Genomic DNA, 17329 nt, shown 5'->3' with positions numbered 1-17329 from the left:
CGGACTTGAACCGGCACGCTGTTACCAGCGAGGGATTTTAAATCCCTTGTGTCTACCAATTCCACCACCCGGGCAAAATGGAGGCGGGTCCCGGAGTCGAACCGAGATCCACGGATTTGCAATCCGCTGCATAGCCATTCTGCCAACCCGCCGTTTCATCAACACTGAGCTGAGTAGTATTCCTTAGAACCTTCTCTGTAAGAGAAATTGGAGCGGCTAACGAGACTCGAACTCGTGACATTCACGTTGGCAACGTGATGCTCTACCAACTGAGCTACAGCCGCTTCATCTGTTGACTCCCTGTCAACTGGGAACGCATTCTACATTGATATATTCGCGAGTCAACCATTTAATTTCAATTTTATTTCGACTGCCTAAAAAGCGGCTAAAATGATGTTTTTTTAACTAGAACAAGGCGTTTACGGCTGTTTTTTCACCGTCAATTCCGGCCAGGCGGCCCTGAAATAGGTCACCATAGACCAGAAAGTTAAAATAGTGGCAATAAAATAGAGGCCGTAAGCGATGATCATAAATAATTCCTGGGGAAAATTAAAAAGGATCAGCGGAATATCATAATCGGGACGCCAGATAAGGCCGATTAATGCCAGCATCTGGGCAGCAGTTTTATATTTCCCCATAGTTGATACCGCCACTTCATCCCTTTTTCCGCGGGAAGACATAAATTCCCGCAGTGCGCTGATAAAGACTTCACGTGCCACCATGATCAGCGCCGGGATTGAAATCCACCACTGATGATAGTCCTGGACGATAATCACTAAAGCAGCAGTCACCATCAATTTATCCGCCACAGGGTCAATAAAGGCGCCAAAGGCGGTTGACTGTTTTAACCGTCGGGCAAGGTAGCCGTCCAGGGCATCACTGATGGCGGCGAGCCAAAAGATAAAAGCGGCACCGAAATGATGCCAGGAAACAGGTAGATAAAAAACAATAAGGAATACAGGTATTAATACAATTCTAAAAAAGGTGATTTGGTTGGGGATTGTCCACATAGATAACTTAGTGCAGTATTTTTTCTTTCATTTTACACAGATTGTTAATCAATTGTCATGTAATGCATCATAAATATTTTTTGCCAGCGCCTTGCTGATCCCCGGCACTTTTTCTAATGCCTGGCGATCCGCCTGCTTCACTTCATGCAGGCCTCCCAGGTACTTCAATAACGCCTGGCGTTTCTTGGCCCCTATGCCCGGGATAGACTCCAGGGTAGACTTTTTACTGGCCTTTTGCCGTTTGGCCCTATGACCGGTAATGGCGAAGCGGTGGGATTCATCCCGGATATGCTGTACCAGATGCAGCGCCGGTGAAGAGCCGGGTAAAGAAATCAACTGGTGGCTGCCGCCAAGGATCAGGGTTTCCAGTCCGGGTTTGCGCGACTCCCCTTTTGCCACCCCCACCAATAAGGGTATTTTCTCCAGGGCATTGTCCTGGCTAAGGTGATGAAAGAAGTCTTCCGCCTTGGCCAGTTGCCCCTTGCCGCCGTCAATAAAGACAATATCGGGCAGGTTATCACTTGAACTGACCTTGCTGTAACGCTTATTCAGGGCAAAAGCCATAGCGGCATAATCATCCCCCGGGGTGATGCCATGGACGTTATAGCGGCGATAATCACTTTTTAACGGCCCTTCCTGGTTAAAGACCACGCACGAAGCCACGGTTTGCTGACCCATGGTATGGCTGATATCAAAACATTCCATACGCTCAATGCCGCCAGCTAATTCAAACACCTCATTGAGGGCGGTAAATCTGGCCTGCATCGATTCTTTATGGCTGTTGCGACTCGCCAGAGCATTTTCGCCATTGGTACAGGCAAGTTTTAAATATTGCGCCCTTTCCGAGCGGACCTTAGTGGCAATTTTTACGTCATAGCCGGCCTGCTCGGTTAATAACCGGGCAATTTCACCGCTTAGTTCAAAGTCTTCATTGACGACAATTTCTTTGGGGATATTGCCCTGGGAGATTTCCCGGTTAAGGTAATGCTGGCCGACAAAAGCGCGGATGATCTCACTGTTACTGGCATCATTAGGCACCGCAGGAAAGTAACTTTTGCTGCCCAGTATTTTATGATCCCGGATAAAGAGCAGATGCACACAAACCTGAGACTTAAAGCGCGCCAGTCCCACCACATCCATTTCCGCCACCATGCCGGAAACATATTGCTGTTGCTGTACTTTACGCAAAGTGCCGATTTGATCGCGAATTTTCGCCGCCTGTTCAAACTCAAGCTTGGCGCTGGCCGCCTCCATCTGCTTCACCAGGACATCAATGACATCTGAGCTTTTCCCCTGCAGGAAAAGTTTGGCTAATTTCACCTGCTGCCGGTAATCGTCTTCGCTGATTTTATCAACACAGGGAGCCGAACAACGCCCTAACTGATATTGCAGACAGGGACGGCTTCTTGCCCGGTAATAACTGTCTTCACATTGACGGATGGGAAACAGCTTTTGCATCAAGCGTAAGCTCTCCCACACGGCACCGACGGTGGGGAAAGGACCAAAGTAATCCCCTTTTTGGCGTTTGCCGCCGCGGTGCAGGCCAAGTTTCGGGTGTTTATGATCGCTGATCAATAAATAGGGATAGGATTTATCATCCCGCAGCAGGATATTATATTTAGGCTGATACTTCTTGATATAGTTATTTTCAAGGATCAGCGCCTCCCCTTCGGTATGGGTGACCGTGACGTCTATGGCCCGAATTTGCCCGACCAGGGCCTTGGTTTTAGTGCTGCCGACATCTTTGCGGAAATAACTGGCCAAACGTTTTTTTAACTGTTTGGCCTTACCGACATAAATGACCTGACGGTCTTTATCGTACATGCGATAAACACCGGGCTGCTCGGTTACCGAGGCAAGGAAGGCTTTAGCATCAAACCTGGCATCGGAGGCGATATCAGGTTTTTGCTCTGGCTTACTATCGGACTTTTGTTCAGTCTCTTTATCAGGTTGTTGCTCAGACAAGGGAGATACTTCAGACAAGACTAGAGTTTTTCGGTTTTTAACATACCATGGCGAATCGCAAGATGGGTCAGTTCAACATCATTACTGACATTGAGTTTTTCAAACATGCGGTAGCGGTAACTGTTAATGGTTTTAGAGCTTAATGCCAGCTGTTCGGAAATATGGGGCACTTTTTCTCCCCGGGTGATCATCAGCATGATCTGCAATTCACGCTCCGACAAGACATTAAACGGGTTCTCCTCCACCGACTTAAACTGGCTCAGCGCCATCTGCTGGGCAATTTCTGCCGGGATATAACGTTGGCCGCTATTCACCGCCCGGATGGCATTGACCATTTCATCCGGTCCGGTGCCTTTGGTCAGATAACCGGCAGCGCCAATTTGCATCACTTTAGTCGGAAACGGGTCTTCAGTATGTACCGTCAGCACGATCACTTTAACATCGGGGGCATAACGGATAATCTTCTTGGTTGCTTCCAAGCCGCCAATACCTGGCATGTTCATATCCATTAACACCACATCGGGCTCATTTTTACGGCAAAACTGTACAGCTTCTTCTCCCGTTTTAGTTTCTCCTATTACTTTCAATCCTTTGACTTCATCGAGAATTTTTCGGATACCGGTCCGGACTAATTCATGATCATCAACTAATAAAACATTTATCAACGGGGTAGCACCTTTTAGGTATGTATGATGTTAACTACTGCTAGATTCCTAATCTGTTAAGAATATAGTGAATACCGGGTTAACACAATCAAATTTCAGCATTTATTTCACTGTCTTGTTTGCTGTTACTATGCTTGCAGCTTGGTTTGCGCTTGGGCTTATCTGCAAAGCAGGATCCGTGACGGCTTTTATAAGTCATGTTTGTTCAACCAGTTATTTAATAATGCGATTTGTCCGTTCTTATAGGCGGCATAGGTTAAACGCACCGCATTACTTAAAATAACACTGTCAGACCACTGGGTTTGCTCGGCGATCAGTTGATAACACTTTAATGCCTCGGGCGATAAATAACCGCGCATTTCTTTTTTGCCGCCCTCTTTTTGTCGTTCACGATAACGTTTTTGTTTTTCGGCATTCGATAGCGGCGCTTTTTTTTCAGTCACTTTTTCTCTCCTTTACAGCCCGATAGGAGAACAATGGTTACGCATAACTCAACTTTTTGCAATTTTTTTCACTGCTCCGAGTTGTTTAGTGTACAAGTGTTCGCTAAAGTAGCGCCCTGAAATTATTATAATCTTATTTTGAAGTGAGCTCATGGAACAAAAAAGTGCGTATAGCAAAGAAGATCTGATCAAAACCGCTAACGGGGAAATGTTTGGTGAAGGCAACAGCCAGTTGCCTTCTGACAACATGTTAATGATGGATCGCATCAATGTTATCAATGCCGATGGCGGCGAACATGGTAAAGGCGAAATCATCGCTGAACTTGATATTACTCCGGATCTTTGGTTTTTTGACTGCCACTTTAAAGGCGACCCTGTCATGCCAGGTTGTTTAGGACTGGATGCCATGTGGCAATTAGTCGGTTTTTATCTTGGCTGGTCCGGCGGACCGGGCCGTGGCCGTGCCTTAGGTGTCGGAGAAGTTAAATTTACCGGACAAATCCTGCCGACGGCGAAAAAAGTTACTTATAAAATTACCCTTAAGCGTGTGATCAAGCGTAAATTATTTATGGGCATCGCCGATGGTTCAGTATTGGTTGACGGCCGTGAAATCTATACCGCCAAAGACCTAAAAGTCGGTTTATTCACGGATACGGCAAGCTTCTAATTTTTTGCCCTGGCCAGATAACATTAAAAAACCCTCATCGACGAGGGTTTTTTTGTGTCTTTAAGGCACTGTTAACCGCTGTATAGCCCTTTCTCAGCCGAGCCAGGTTTAGCCCTTAATGCTTGACTTGCTGCGTAAAGCAGCAGTAAACAGAGCAAAAAGCGATAACAAAGACAAGGCTGCCCCCTGACGCTGCACTTGCTCCACCGCGACATGACAACCTTCAACTTCCCCCGCTATCGGCACCAGCTTTACTGCCCGTACGACATCTTCTTTATCCGCCTGGCCGTCAGCATCACGCATCAGCTCTCCTTTGGCATTTCGGCGATCCATCTTTACTATCGCATTGGCAAAAATTTCATTATCACCGTTGATATCTGAGGCATCGATAATCGTATACGGAGAATCACAGGGTAAAAGATCATTGATATTCAGGAAGGTATCCTGATTAACATCATATAAAAAAGCATGGCGGCGACGCGGGTTCGGCTCATTGGGGTTAATACTGCTGGCATTATGGGTTTCCACTTCCCCGTTGCCCACTATCATACCGTTTTCATTAATCGCCCGGGCTATACTGGAAGAGCCGGTAAAATAATCCCGCGGCAACACCATTTGCATCTTTTCGGCATTGGTATCGACATAATAGAATTTGCTCCGAGGCTCACCGCTGATATTGGTCCAGACATGTCCTATGGCTATTCCCTGATCATTAATATCAAGGGCCTCAGAATTATAATACTGACTGTGATCTTCGGTAAAATCTTTCACCTCCCCGGCTTTATAAACAACGGCGTAAGTATTGCGTTCTTCCCTTGCCGCCGGCTCGGTTTCCTTTTCATCCCACCAGCCATGGGCAAAGCCCACGGCGACGCCAAGGTTGTTGATCGCTTGTGCCTTAGCGATATAAACACGCTCATCCTCGCCGTGGGGGCTAACTAAAGTGCCGAGGTTTTCACTTGAGAGCACCTCTGCATTTTCATCTAACACCCATTTAAAGGCACTTAAATGGTACAAGCCCTGCCTGCGCGCTTGTACACATGCTTGATAGGGAATATTTTCAAGCTTCTCCTGATCGGCACAGCCACCACTTTCATCTTCAATATATTCCCTCGCCTGGACATTAAGCCCTGTGCTGGCATAACCCACCGCCACCCGGTTGTTATTCATCGCCAAAATAGCAGATTCGCCGCCATGCTCGGCTTGTGGCGGCAGGATACTCTTAATGGTGCTGCCTTTATCTATGGTCAAAAAACCCCGGCGGGTAAAGTCCCTGAGCCAATAGGTGACCTCGTCATTGTCACTGTCAATGAAGTCCAGCGGCAAATAAGGCGCAGAAGCACTGCCAAAAATCCAGCCCTCATCGGTGATGCCGCTGACAACATTTGTGGTGGAGCGGGTCAACTGGCCATCAGCAAAACTGGTATCAAAGACAACAATTTCTCCGAGTTCACCGTTAAGCTGGGTTAACACCGCCGAATCCCCCACTTTCTGATATGTTAAATCTCCTGTCTCAAGCAGCCAGCGTTTCACCCAGGCCAGATCGTTTGCGGTAGGCGTGCCCGCCTTTAATGCGGTAAAGTCTTCCAAATCCTTTAAATCAATGACCCGCTCATGATTCACTCTTGCATAAGCTTTAATTTTGTCGAAATAATCGTCTTTAAAATATTGATATTGCACCGGAAAATTATAAATCCCGGCTCCGGCCAGGGCTTTATCCCCCAGAGCATTTTCTTTTTGGGCAAAAGTATATTCAAGATCGGTTGTTTCGCCGATTTCAATCACCCGGTAGGTAGCCGCATTGACGCTGCTAAAAAAGAACCCGCCACTAAGCGTGACCGCTAAAATTGATTTTGCAAATTTATCCATTTAACCATTACTTCCTCAGTTCATTGTCACCATTCCTTTCGCCCTTACCTCCCGGCAAGAGTCACCTGAACTTGGACTGCCCCTGCAACTTCGCGTTCAATATTTTATATATTTTTTAACAACTTAATTTAAAAGCAGCCGAAAACTAACTTCTTTGGCGATGAGGGGAAATAAACCGGGACAGGGTTTTGTGAAAACAGCGGCCGAAAACCTAATGGAGCAAAATGCGATAGAGGTGTGATTCAAGCACAATGCAAACCGGCAGGAGGATTTTTACTATATAGAGAAAATAAAAAAACCCTCGGCGACGAGGGTTTTAAAGATATGCGTTTTTAACTGGGTCGACTAGCGACTAAAGTGCTTTACCCAGCTATGCCGATAACTTAAGCTTTCGGCGTAAGCCAAAAGTAAGCATGGCAAAAAGGGATAACAGGCCAAACCCCGCACCGCTGCGTTCCACTTTCTCAACCACGGAATTACAACCTTCAATGTCACCGTCAATCGGCACAAGTTTTACCGCACGCACCACATCTTCGACATCGATTTCACCGTCGGCATCACGCATCAGCTCTCCTTTGGCATCGCGACGCTCGTTTTTAACCACGGCGGTGGCAAAGATTTCATTGTTTTCATTGATGTCTGTGGCCTCGACTATGGTGTAGGCAGAATCACAAGGCAGCAGATCATTGAGGTTCACAAAGGAGTCATCATTCATATTGTATAAAAATGCATGGCGTCTTCGTGGATTGGTACTGCTGGTATTATGAGTTTCCACTTCCCCGGTCCCGACGATCATGCCATTTTCATTGATCGCCTCGGCGGTACTGGCGGAGCCGGTAAAATAATCATCCGGGAAAACCATCTGCATATTATCGGCATTGGTATCGACATAATAAAACTTTGTTTTGACTTCACCACTGATGATAGTAGTCACATAACCAACCGCTATCCCCTGGTCGTTGATATCATTGGCTCTGGAGGCATAATACTCACTATGATCTTCGGTAAAATCGGTAACTTCACCGTCTTTAAACACCACGGCATAGCTACTGCGGCTTTCTCCCTCACTGGGGCTGGTTTCATTTTCATCCACCCAGCCATCGGCATAACCGACCGCAACACCGTGATTATTAATGGCCTGGGCCGTAGCGGTATAAATCCGCTCATCATCTTCATGCGGGGTAACCAGCATCCCGAGATCCTCACTTGAAATGACCTCGCCATTCTCATCCAAGGTCCATTTGTAGGCACTTAAGTGATATAAGCCATTTCGGGCACTTTGCAAACAAACTTCGACAGGAATATCATCAATGTAATCAGGATCGGCACACTCATCTTCAATGAAGTCTTCAACGGTATTAATGTTAAGCTTCGAACTGGCAAACCCTACGGCAACACGGTTATCGTTGATATCTATGATACCTGACTCACCGCCATAGCTGGCTTCTACAGGAAGAATGCTTTTAATAGCGTTGCCGTTATCCGTTGTCAAAAATGCCCGGGTGGTGAAGTCCCTGACCCAATGGGTCACCTCATCTCCATCACTTTCGGTAAAATCCATTGGCAGATAAGGGGCGGAAGCGGTACCGAAAAGCCAACCTTCGTCGGTGATACCATAAACCGTATTCGTGGTCGAGCGAGTCAGTTGGCCATCGTCAAAAGTGGTATCAAATATCGTGATTTCCTCGGTTTCGCCGTTTAGATTGAGCAAAACCGCGCTATCGCCTACTTTCTGGTATTTACTGTCGGAAACGGCACTGAGCCAAAGTTTAGCCCAGGCAAGGTCATTCCCGGTAGGCGTGCCCGCTTTTAATGCCGTTAAATCTTCCAGATCTTTTAAGTCAATCACACTTTCATGACGACTTTCGGCATAATCGTCAATATTGTCAAAGTCATCATCATCAAGGTATTGGTATTGCACCGGAAAGTTATAAATGTTGCTGCCCGCCAGCGACTTTTCTCCCTGGACATTTTCTTTTTGGGCAAAAGTATATTCAATACCTGATACCTCACCGGTGTCTATCACCTGGTAAGTGGCAGCATTGGCGTTTGCGATACACAATGCACTGGTGATCCCTGCTGCTAAAATCGACTTTACAAATTTTTTCATCTAATTACTGCGCTCTTACTTACTTGTTATAATTCATCTAACTCTTGCCATCTGGCAAAGGCGGCTTCGAGCTTGGACTCGCTCTCGGCCAGCTGGTTCAATATTTTATTGGTTTGCTCGGGATCCTGACTGAAAAAGTCGGCACTGTTAATCTGCGCCTGCAGCGAATCGATTAACTGCTCCAGCTTGTCTATCTCATCCGGTAAGGCTTCAAGCTCGCGGCTTTCTTTATACGATAACTTTTTCTTGGCCGCCGGCTTTGCCTTGCTATCACTGCCCTTGCCCGCATCCTTTTGTGATTTTTGCTCGTTTTTCCTGCTTTTGTCATCGGTGCCGTATTGCTCCGCCAAAGCCTTTTGCTGTTGTGCTTTTAGCGCCAGGTAACTGTCAACATCATCATAACCACCGACAATCTGCTTTATTTGACCACTTCCGTCAAAGTAAAGGCAAGTATTAATGCAATTATTTACAAAATCCCGGTCATGGCTCACCAGCAATACGGTACCGGCATAATTGGCGACAACTTCTTCGAGCAGCTCCAGGGTTTCGATATCGAGATCATTGGTCGGTTCATCGAGGATCAATAAATTACTGGGCCGTAAAAACAAACGGGCCAGCAACAAACGGTTTTTCTCACCACCGGACAGCGCCCTTACCGGGGTACGGGCGCGCTTGGGACTAAAGAGAAAGTCCTGCAAATAGCCTAATACATGACGGGTACGACCGTTAACCGTGACTTCCTGCTTGCCGTCGGCGACACTGTCCTGTACGGTTTTATTCACATCGAGCTGGTCCCTGTGCTGATCAAAATAGGCAATTTCTAAATTCACCCCGGAGCGCATTTTACCGCTGCTCGGGCTTAACTGCTCCATAATCAGCTTGATCAGGGTTGACTTGCCGGTACCATTGGCACCGATCAGCGCCAGGCGATCCCCCCGGCTGATCAGCAGATCCAGGTTGCGGATAATGATTTTATCGTCAAAGGACATCGACAGGTTTTCACATTCAAATACCAGCTTGCCGGATCTGTCCCCCAGGGAAATATTCATATCTCCCTGGTTTTTCACCTCACGGCGGTTTTGACGCTCAACACGGAGTTTTTCCAGCGCCCGCACCCGGCCTTCATTACGGGTGCGCCGGGCTTTGATCCCCTGGCGTATCCAGGCCTCTTCTTCGGCAAGGCGTTTGTCAAACAAAGCATTTTGCTGGGCTTCTACCTGCAGATCATGCTGTTTTTGTTCGACATAAACATCATAATCTCCCGGGTAGCTGGTAAGCTTACCCCGGTCGAGATCTAAAATACGGGTTGATAAACCGCGGATAAAGGCCCGGTCGTGACTGATAAAGATAATGGTGCCGCTGAAATCCTTTAAGAATTTTTCCAGCCACAACACACTTTCGATATCTAAGTGGTTGGTAGGCTCATCGAGTAATAAGATATCCGGATCGGTAACCAGGGCTTTGGCCAGCGCCAGTTTACGCAACCAGCCACCGGAGAGATCACTCACCCGGGCTTCGCTGTTTAATGCCAGGGTACTCATTACCTGTTCGATGCGCTGCTCATCTTTCCAGGCATCCGCCAGTTCAAGCTGCTCCTGCACCTTCGAGAGTTTATCCAGGTTTTCCTGTGACGGGTTTTCCGCGACATCATGAATAAGCACGTGGTAACGTTTGATCAGGTCGGCATTTTTCTCCACTCCCTGGGCGACATAGTCAAAAACACTTAAATCACAAGACTCGGGCGGGTCTTGCTCCAACATCGCCAGGCGCATGGTAGAAGATGTCAGCATTTTGCCGTCATCGAGGTTTTGCCGCCCCATCAGGACTTTTAAAAAAGACGATTTACCGGCGCCGTTGCGGCCCACCAGACAGATGCGTTCGCCCGTTTGTACGCTCAGCTCTGCCTTATCTAATATTTTATCTTCTCCAAACGCAAGCTCTGCGCCCGAGATCCTTAATAATTCCATAACTTATATTAACTCGCCTATCTGCTGGGCAGTAAAGGGCCAGAAAAGCTTCTGGCCGTCTGTTAACCGCTCTAATACCGGGATATGTACGCCATATAATGCCACTAAGTCATCATCATCGACGATATCCACGACTTTAATCTTGCCCGGGTCCAGCTGCCCGTAACACAGCTCCAGCGCCTGCTCGCATAAATGGCAACCTTCACTGCTGTATAAAATAAATGCCTGGCTCATCACTGCCCCTTAACCTTTATCCTGGCGGGTGATCAGCCAGCTGTTGTGAATATGCTTGTTGCGCTGGAAATCTTTATCCCGGGTTTTATCGCTCATGGCGACCACTTTAAGGTTTAATGCCGCCATAGCGTCAAAATTCATTTTAAAATTACGCTTATTGTTGGTGAAGATTAATTCTCCCCCCGGCGCCAGCGCCTTAAGACCATCTTCGATTAACGCGACATGATCCCTTTGCACATCAAAGCTCTCACCCATGCGTTTAGAATTGGAAAAGGTTGGCGGGTCAATAAACACGACATCAAATTGCTGCTCATTGTTTTTCAGCCACTGCAAACAGTCTGCCTGTACAAACTGGTATTTATGACCGGAAAGGTTATTAAGGGCAAAATTATCCTGGGCCCAGTTAAGATAGGTATTGGACATATCCACTGTGGTTACAGACGCTGCGCCGTGCAAGGCCGCCTGTAAAGACACCGAACCGGTATAGGCAAATAAGTTGAGCAAAGATTTATTTTTTGCTTTTTTCGCCACGATTTGCCGGGTTTTACGGTGATCCAGGAATAAGCCGGTATCCAGATAATCCCAAAGGTTAACTTTTAGTTTGGCCCCGTACTCGTGCACAACAATCGCTTGTTTGCTTTTATCGATTTTTTGATACTGGTTGCTGCCTTTTTGCTTGGCGCGGGTTTTTAACACCACTTTATCTGTAGTGACATTAAGCACCTTAGGGGCCCAATAAATCACTTCCTGCAACCGCTTGGCCGCTTTCTCGGGGGCAATACTTGCCGGCGCCGCATATTCATGGATCACAAGATATTCGCCATAAATATCGACGGCAACATTATATTCCGGGATATCGGCGTCATAGAGGCGGTAACACTCCAGTTGCTCTGCCCTGACCCAGCCTTTAAGATTTTTGACATTTTTGCTCAAACGGTTGGCAAAGTCGGACTTTTCCCGGGCAAAGTCTCCCTGGGGGTTCAGCTCGTCTTTCGCCGTTTGCTGCTGATCAAGCTTATACAGGGCCAACTGGCAATCAAGGGGACCATTCTTTAATTTATAACGTTTAAAACTGGCAAGCTTCAACATAGACAATAATTCAATGTTGGCGGTTAGTATCGCCACCTGCCAGTTCATGAACTGGGCTTTAAATTTTTGTCCTAAGGTGACAAAGGTTTCCACCAGCTCGGGTAATTCACCGATACGTTCGCCATAAGGGGGGTTAAACAAGATAGTGCCCGGCTGCTCAAAACTGTTGAGCAGTTTATTGGCATCACGGCAGGTAAAGTTAATAAAGCGCTGTAAACCGGCATTTCTGACGTTTTGCTCGGCGGTTTTTAATACCCGGCTGTCAAGGTCATAACCATAAACCTTGACATCAAGCTTACTGATGCCCTCGTTAGATATCTCTATCGCCCGCCTTAACTGCTCCTGCCAAAGCTGTGCATCATGATCTAACCACAACTCAAACCCCCAGCTCTCCCGGTCGATACCCGGGGCTTCGCCTGCCGCCATAGAAACCGCTTCGATTAAAATAGTCCCCGAGCCACACATGGGATCAACAAGCGGCTTGCTGGTATCATTCAACCAGCCGGAGCGTTGAATAATCGCCGCTGCCAGGTTTTCTTTTAACGGCGCCGCGCCGCTGTCTCGTCTGTAGCCGCGCTGGAATAAACCCCGTCCGGAGAAATCCAGGTAAAAAGCCACTTTTTGCTTTAACAGCCGCGCCTGAATGCGGATATCCGGGTAGAACTTATCCACCGACGGCCGCTCATCGTTTATCGCACGAAAATGATCAACGATGGCATCTTTGACCGTTAAGCCACCGAACTGACTGTTGCGTATTTCTTCACTCTTACCGACAAAGTCAACGGCAAAGGTATGATGGCTGGAAAAAACCTCAGACCAGTTAACTTCACTTGCCGCCGCAAAGAGCTGATCTTTGTTTTGCGCATCCCCCTGCCCCAATTGCAATAATACCCGGGTAGCAAAACGCGTCCATAAACAAATATGATAACCTAAGGCTAAGGGGGCCGAGAAATAGACACCTTCGGGTTTTTGCACAACCTGCTCACCACCTAAGGATTTTATTTCTTCTGCTAATAATACTTCTATGCCCACCGACGTTAAGGCTAAAAAATGATACATGTTTAATTTCCATCCGAATTCGTGGCCGCGATTATAAACAAAGACACCTGTGACTTAAACCTATTCCTGATAAATGCAGGAGCTAAATAGAGATATTTCATTGCTTCAATAAAAACGGCAGGGATTAACCTGCACAGGCAGACGTGAGCTGCCTAAATACATCAAATAGAAAACGAAGCAAATTGAAAAACCGCGCACTTTTTCTGCTAGCGGATTGATAATGATTAGAATTAAAGCTTAAATAGTTCATAAATAATTCACTCTGGATTTTATTTGCCTGAAAGTGATTTTTTTTCACAAAACGCCTTGCAATCTCGTGTGGCTATCCTTATAGTACGCCTCGTTTTCACGGACGCGGGATGGAGCAGCCTGGTAGCTCGTCGGGCTCATAACCCGAAGGTCGTCGGTTCAAATCCGGCTCCCGCAACCAATTACCTGATAACAGAATTAAAACCGTTATTGGCTTGTTTAACGACTTTAGGTCGTAAACCATTCGGACGCGGGATGGAGCAGCCTGGTAGCTCGTCGGGCTCATAACCCGAAGGTCGTCGGTTCAAATCCGGCTCCCGCAACCAATTCCCTGATAGCAGAATTAAAACCGTTATTGGCTTGTTTAACGACTTTAGGTCGTAAACCATTCGGACGCGGGATGGAGCAGCCTGGTAGCTCGTCGGGCTCATAACCCGAAGGTCGTCGGTTCAAATCCGGCTCCCGCAACCAATTCCCTGATAGCAGAATTAAAACCGCTATTGGCTTGTTTAGCGACTTGAGGTCGTAAACCATTCGGACGCGGGATGGAGCAGCCTGGTAGCTCGTCGGGCTCATAACCCGAAGGTCGTCGGTTCAAATCCGGCTCCCGCAACCAATTCCCTGATAACAGAATTAAAACCGTTATTGGCTTGTTTATCGACTTTAGGTCGTAAACCATTCGGACGCGGGATGGAGCAGCCTGGTAGCTCGTCGGGCTCATAACCCGAAGGTCGTCGGTTCAAATCCGGCTCCCGCAACCAACTCCCCTGATCATTTCTTTTCTTAAAAATATCTGATTTTACCCCTGCTCTGGCAAACTTATTGTGATCTTTTTTTACTGCTATAACGCTTCATAAATCTAAAGGTACTTACTTTTTAGCCAGCTACGCCGGTTACTTGCAGGCAGGCCGGCACAACATAACAGTCAGTTTGCAACTAATCTAACGAAAGTACAAGTTTACCAATGTTTTCACAACTGGCCATTCGGCTATGAGCCTGCTCAGCCTCCTGCCAGGGGTAGACCTGATCGATCACAGGTATTATTTTCCCTTGCTGCAAGGCTTCACCAAAATAATGATTAAAATCCCTTAGCAACTGAGCCTTATATTCATCACTGCGGTTTCTCAGCGTAGATGCCTTCAGGGTCAAACGTTTTAACAAAAGTTTGGCAATATCCAGGGGGTCGCTGTAACGGCCTCCCAACATGGCGAGCATAACAATACGGCCATCAAGGGCGGCTACCGAGATATTTTTATTTAAGTAATTTCCTCCGACGACATCGAGAATAACATCGTATCCGCCGGGTTGATGTGCTTTTTTCCATTGCACAAAGTCTTGTTCGCGGTAATTAACCAGGTGATCGGCCCCCAGGGCCTGACATGCGCTGAGTTTTTCTTCCGTGCCGGCGGTTACTGTGACTTCACAGCCATAAAGCTTGGCCAGAATGATCGCTGCCGTGCCGACACCACTGGCGCCGGCATGGATCAGCACAGTTTCACTTTTTTGCAGACACGCCAGGGAAAATAAACTTTGGAAAGCGGTGAGAAACACTTCGGCTGTCGCCGCCCCCTGGGCGTAGCTAAAATGCTGCGGCAGCTGAAAGAGTTGCCCGGCTTTTACCTTGGCATATTCGCCATAGCCGCCGCCGGGCACTAGGCCGAACACCTTATCGCCAACTTGCCAGTTGTTCACCGCCGGGCCGCATAAGGCGATATCGCCACACACTTCCAGCCCTAAAACTTCCGATTCCCCCGGCGGCGGGGGATACTGTCCCGCCCTTTGCAGCAGATCCGCACGGTTAACCCCTGTCGCCTTAACTTTGATCAGGCATTCATCTTCGGCAATTTCGGGCTGATTGGCGGTGGCAAAAACCAGCTGATTGTCTTTATCGACATCAATAAATTTCATTCACTTATCCGGCAAAATAGTTTTGCCCGATTATATGAAAAACAACAAGTGTAAAGCAATCAATGCGGGGATTTCTCTTCCCTGATCAGATAATTACGTCCTTTGCTTTATTCAATGGCGAAAAAATTATGGTCTTGCCATTGCACTTGTTCATGACGCAAATCCTCCACTTCGGCTTCAGGCGGCCCCTGTTTCAGCCAGTTGAGCATTTTTTCGACATTATCCTGTTCGCCACAAATCAACAGTTCAACATTGCCGTCGGAGAGATTACGTGCATAGCCGCTAAGACCGTAATCTATAGCAACCTGCTGACTGGAAGCCCGAAAATACACACCTTGTACAAGACCACTGACAGTCACTGAAAAGCATACTTTCATTGTGCCCTTCCTTTATTGTTATCTTTTCACAATTGTTGATTGCGCCACTTAAGGCCTTTGTCTACAATCAGCGCAATTTTTATTACTGTTAAGTATAGGCATATGTCGTCAAGAATTTATTTAAATGTTGGCCGGGAAAAATCTTTATTACGCAAACACCCCTGGGTTTTCTCTAAAGGTGTGAATAAGATAAAAGGAAAACCTATGCTGGGGGAGACAGTCGATGTCTTCGACAGCAAAGGCAACTGGCTGGCCAAAGGTGCCTATTCTCCCGAATCTCAAATCAGGGTGCGGGTATGGAGTTTTGATGAAAACGAACAAATAGACAGAGCGTTTTTTTTCAAAAAACTTAACCTTGCCCAGTCACGGCGCGATTATTTTATCGACCGGGACAAGTTAACCGGCTACCGGCTGATCGCCGGCGAATCCGACGGTCTGCCCGGTATTACCATAGATAAATATGACAACCTCATTGTCTGCCAGCTGCTCAGTGCCGGCGCCGACTTTCATCGTTATACCCTGGTTGACTGCTTAAAAGAGCTCTATCCCGGATGCCATATCTATGAAAGATCCGATGTCGATGTCCGTAAAAAAGAAGGCTTGGAGCCTGTTACCGGCTGGTTAACCGAGGAGCAGGAGAACACCGAATGTGTCATCGAAGAGCACGGCATTAAAATACATGTCGATATTGCCACCGGCCACAAAACCGGATTTTACCTGGATCAGCGGGACTCGCGCTTAGCCGCAGGAAAATATGCCAAAGGCAAGTCCATCCTGAACTGCTTCTCCTACACCGGCACTTTCTCCCTGCATTGCGCCGCCAATGACGCCAAAGAAGTGATCAATGTCGATGTCTCCCAGACGGCCCTGGATATGGCACAACGCAACCTCGAGCTTAACGGCCTGGCGGACAAAAATGTTACCGGCATCAAAGAAGATGTTTTTAAATTGCTGCGCCAGTACCGCGCAGAAAAGAAAACCTTTGATATGATCATCCTCGACCCGCCAAAATTTGTCGATTCCAAGGCACAACTCACCAGCGCCTGCCGCGGTTATAAGGATATCAATATGCTGGCGATGCAGCTGCTCAAACCTAAGGGCATCTTGTTAACATTTTCCTGCTCGGGGTTAATGGAAAGCAACTTATTTAACAAGGTGGTTGCGGATGCGGCACTGGATGCGGGGAAAAACCTCTATTACGTGGAAAGACTGCACCAGGCAGCTGATCACCCGGTAGCGTCGAATTATCCGGAAGGATACTATCTTAAAGGCCTGGTGTGTCAGGTGGATTAACAAGACTTCCCCGTACCTTAACTACGGGGAGTAAGGAGATTGTCTGCCAGGTTTAATCGTGCACCGTTAATCCATGTCGTCAATTTTGACCCCGACCAGGTAGCAGTCGGGGCCTTCTTCTTCAACACGGACAACCCTGCCCTGGGCATCCAGAGACTGGATACTCTGGGTAGAGGACTCCACCCTGACCCTGACCCGGGTACCTAAGTCCAACGGATAATCCATTTCTATCGCCATGCCTTCGGCACTCATATCCCGACAGGTGGCAGTCATTTGGCGATTGGTTTCATCATCTATGATGGTGATCGTAACCTCTGAATTTAACATCATACGATAGAAATTACGCTTATCATCGAAAGTAACCATGAATGCTCCAACACAATAAATAAGTATTTAATACCATATAGTTATACTTAGCCAATCG

The 17329-nt window shown here is 47.3% G+C and carries 14 protein-coding genes and 7 tRNA genes; 7 read left to right on the top strand and 14 right to left on the bottom strand.

Annotation, left to right across the window (positions count from 1 at the left end; genetic code table 11):
* Positions 1 to 78: 78 nt before the first annotated feature.
* The 6 genes from QL234_RS29635 to QL234_RS29610 form a co-directional block, all read right to left on the bottom strand.
* Positions 79 to 152 (bottom strand) — tRNA-Cys (locus QL234_RS29635).
* Between the two features lie 56 nt (positions 153 to 208).
* Positions 209 to 284 (bottom strand) — tRNA-Gly (locus QL234_RS29630).
* Between the two features lie 135 nt (positions 285 to 419).
* Entirely contained in the window at positions 420 to 1010 is a 591-nt protein-coding gene (pgsA, locus tag QL234_RS29625; RefSeq protein WP_281561332.1) for a CDP-diacylglycerol--glycerol-3-phosphate 3-phosphatidyltransferase, read from the bottom strand.
* Between the two features lie 48 nt (positions 1011 to 1058).
* Positions 1059 to 2906, bottom strand: coding sequence for an excinuclease ABC subunit UvrC (gene uvrC, locus QL234_RS29620; protein ID WP_281561335.1), 1848 nt, complete (start codon positions 2904 to 2906; stop codon positions 1059 to 1061).
* An 89-nt stretch (positions 2907 to 2995) separates the two neighbouring features.
* On the bottom strand, positions 2996 to 3640 hold the full coding sequence (gene uvrY / locus QL234_RS29615; RefSeq protein ID WP_044836343.1) for a UvrY/SirA/GacA family response regulator transcription factor: 645 nt from the start codon (positions 3638 to 3640) through the stop codon (positions 2996 to 2998).
* 188 nt (positions 3641 to 3828) lie between these two features.
* Positions 3829 to 4083 (bottom strand): hypothetical protein, encoded by a 255-nt coding sequence (locus QL234_RS29610; protein ID WP_281561331.1) that lies wholly within the window; start codon positions 4081 to 4083, stop codon positions 3829 to 3831.
* A gap of 151 nt (positions 4084 to 4234) precedes the next feature.
* Here QL234_RS29610 and fabA point away from each other — a divergent pair, with 151 nt between their 5' ends.
* Positions 4235 to 4750: a bifunctional 3-hydroxydecanoyl-ACP dehydratase/trans-2-decenoyl-ACP isomerase gene (gene fabA, locus QL234_RS29605; RefSeq protein ID WP_044836341.1), complete on the top strand. Its 516-nt coding sequence runs from the start codon at positions 4235 to 4237 to the stop codon at positions 4748 to 4750.
* A gap of 108 nt (positions 4751 to 4858) precedes the next feature.
* Here the strand turns inward: fabA and QL234_RS29600 are convergent, their stop codons facing one another.
* The 5 genes from QL234_RS29600 to rlmKL all read right to left on the bottom strand — a co-directional run bounded on the left by QL234_RS29600 (position 4859) and on the right by rlmKL (position 13078).
* The gene (locus QL234_RS29600; RefSeq protein WP_281561330.1) at positions 4859 to 6619 is read right to left on the bottom strand and encodes a DUF3466 family protein; all 1761 of its coding nucleotides are present in this window, start codon (positions 6617 to 6619) and stop codon (positions 4859 to 4861) included.
* A gap of 370 nt (positions 6620 to 6989) precedes the next feature.
* Entirely contained in the window at positions 6990 to 8729 is a 1740-nt protein-coding gene (locus QL234_RS29595; RefSeq protein ID WP_281561329.1) for a DUF3466 family protein, read from the bottom strand.
* A gap of 26 nt (positions 8730 to 8755) precedes the next feature.
* On the bottom strand, positions 8756 to 10696 hold the full coding sequence (locus QL234_RS29590; protein WP_281561328.1) for an ABC transporter ATP-binding protein: 1941 nt from the start codon (positions 10694 to 10696) through the stop codon (positions 8756 to 8758).
* A gap of 3 nt (positions 10697 to 10699) precedes the next feature.
* On the bottom strand, positions 10700 to 10930 hold the full coding sequence (locus tag QL234_RS29585) for a glutaredoxin family protein (RefSeq protein WP_281561327.1): 231 nt from the start codon (positions 10928 to 10930) through the stop codon (positions 10700 to 10702).
* Between the two features lie 9 nt (positions 10931 to 10939).
* Positions 10940 to 13078, bottom strand: coding sequence for a bifunctional 23S rRNA (guanine(2069)-N(7))-methyltransferase RlmK/23S rRNA (guanine(2445)-N(2))-methyltransferase RlmL (gene rlmKL / locus QL234_RS29580; protein ID WP_281561326.1), 2139 nt, complete (start codon positions 13076 to 13078; stop codon positions 10940 to 10942).
* Between the two features lie 353 nt (positions 13079 to 13431).
* Between rlmKL and QL234_RS29575 the strand changes: the two genes are divergently transcribed.
* The 5 genes from QL234_RS29575 to QL234_RS29555 all read left to right on the top strand — a co-directional run bounded on the left by QL234_RS29575 (position 13432) and on the right by QL234_RS29555 (position 14088).
* Positions 13432 to 13508, top strand: a tRNA-Met gene (locus tag QL234_RS29575).
* 68 nt (positions 13509 to 13576) lie between these two features.
* Positions 13577 to 13653 (top strand) — tRNA-Met (locus QL234_RS29570).
* Positions 13654 to 13721: 68 nt separating this feature from the next.
* Positions 13722 to 13798 (top strand) — tRNA-Met (locus QL234_RS29565).
* Positions 13799 to 13866: 68 nt separating this feature from the next.
* Positions 13867 to 13943: transfer RNA gene (locus QL234_RS29560), tRNA-Met, on the top strand.
* 68 nt (positions 13944 to 14011) lie between these two features.
* Positions 14012 to 14088, top strand: a tRNA-Met gene (locus QL234_RS29555).
* A 175-nt stretch (positions 14089 to 14263) separates the two neighbouring features.
* Here QL234_RS29555 and QL234_RS29550 read toward each other — a convergent pair.
* A complete protein-coding gene (locus tag QL234_RS29550; RefSeq protein WP_281561325.1) occupies positions 14264 to 15235 on the bottom strand; it encodes an NAD(P)H-quinone oxidoreductase in 972 nt (323 codons plus the stop codon).
* Between the two features lie 107 nt (positions 15236 to 15342).
* Complete coding sequence (locus tag QL234_RS29545) at positions 15343 to 15612, bottom strand: acylphosphatase (protein ID WP_281561324.1); 270 nt, start codon at positions 15610 to 15612, stop codon at positions 15343 to 15345.
* Between the two features lie 102 nt (positions 15613 to 15714).
* On the opposite strand from QL234_RS29545, the gene QL234_RS29540 reads away from it, so the two are divergent.
* Positions 15715 to 16905: a class I SAM-dependent methyltransferase gene (locus tag QL234_RS29540; RefSeq protein ID WP_281561323.1), complete on the top strand. Its 1191-nt coding sequence runs from the start codon at positions 15715 to 15717 to the stop codon at positions 16903 to 16905.
* Positions 16906 to 16971: 66 nt separating this feature from the next.
* Here the strand turns inward: QL234_RS29540 and QL234_RS29535 are convergent, their stop codons facing one another.
* Positions 16972 to 17271, bottom strand: coding sequence for a PilZ domain-containing protein (locus tag QL234_RS29535; RefSeq protein ID WP_281561322.1), 300 nt, complete (start codon positions 17269 to 17271; stop codon positions 16972 to 16974).
* Positions 17272 to 17329: the final 58 nt, after the last annotated feature.

The sequence above is a fragment of the Thalassomonas sp. RHCl1 genome (genome assembly GCF_947387555.1).
In the GTDB taxonomy this organism is placed as follows: domain Bacteria; phylum Pseudomonadota; class Gammaproteobacteria; order Enterobacterales; family Alteromonadaceae; genus Thalassomonas.
Note: the sequence above shows the minus strand (reverse complement) of the source record. Positions and strands in the feature narration are given on the sequence as shown.

Coding starts and splice junctions, on each gene's coding strand:
- pgsA (WP_281561332.1), bottom strand. CDS start 1,010: ATGTGGACAATCCCCAACCAAATCACCTTTTTTAGAATTGTATTAATA.
- fabA (WP_044836341.1), top strand. CDS start 4,235: ATGGAACAAAAAAGTGCGTATAGCAAAGAAGATCTGATCAAAACCGCT.
- QL234_RS29600 (WP_281561330.1), bottom strand. CDS start 6,619: ATGGATAAATTTGCAAAATCAATTTTAGCGGTCACGCTTAGTGGCGGG.
- QL234_RS29595 (WP_281561329.1), bottom strand. CDS start 8,729: ATGAAAAAATTTGTAAAGTCGATTTTAGCAGCAGGGATCACCAGTGCA.
- QL234_RS29590 (WP_281561328.1), bottom strand. CDS start 10,696: ATGGAATTATTAAGGATCTCGGGCGCAGAGCTTGCGTTTGGAGAAGAT.
- QL234_RS29585 (WP_281561327.1), bottom strand. CDS start 10,930: ATGAGCCAGGCATTTATTTTATACAGCAGTGAAGGTTGCCATTTATGC.
- rlmKL (WP_281561326.1), bottom strand. CDS start 13,078: ATGTATCATTTTTTAGCCTTAACGTCGGTGGGCATAGAAGTATTATTA.
- QL234_RS29550 (WP_281561325.1), bottom strand. CDS start 15,235: ATGAAATTTATTGATGTCGATAAAGACAATCAGCTGGTTTTTGCCACC.
- QL234_RS29545 (WP_281561324.1), bottom strand. CDS start 15,612: ATGAAAGTATGCTTTTCAGTGACTGTCAGTGGTCTTGTACAAGGTGTG.
- QL234_RS29540 (WP_281561323.1), top strand. CDS start 15,715: ATGTCGTCAAGAATTTATTTAAATGTTGGCCGGGAAAAATCTTTATTA.
- QL234_RS29535 (WP_281561322.1), bottom strand. CDS start 17,271: ATGGTTACTTTCGATGATAAGCGTAATTTCTATCGTATGATGTTAAAT.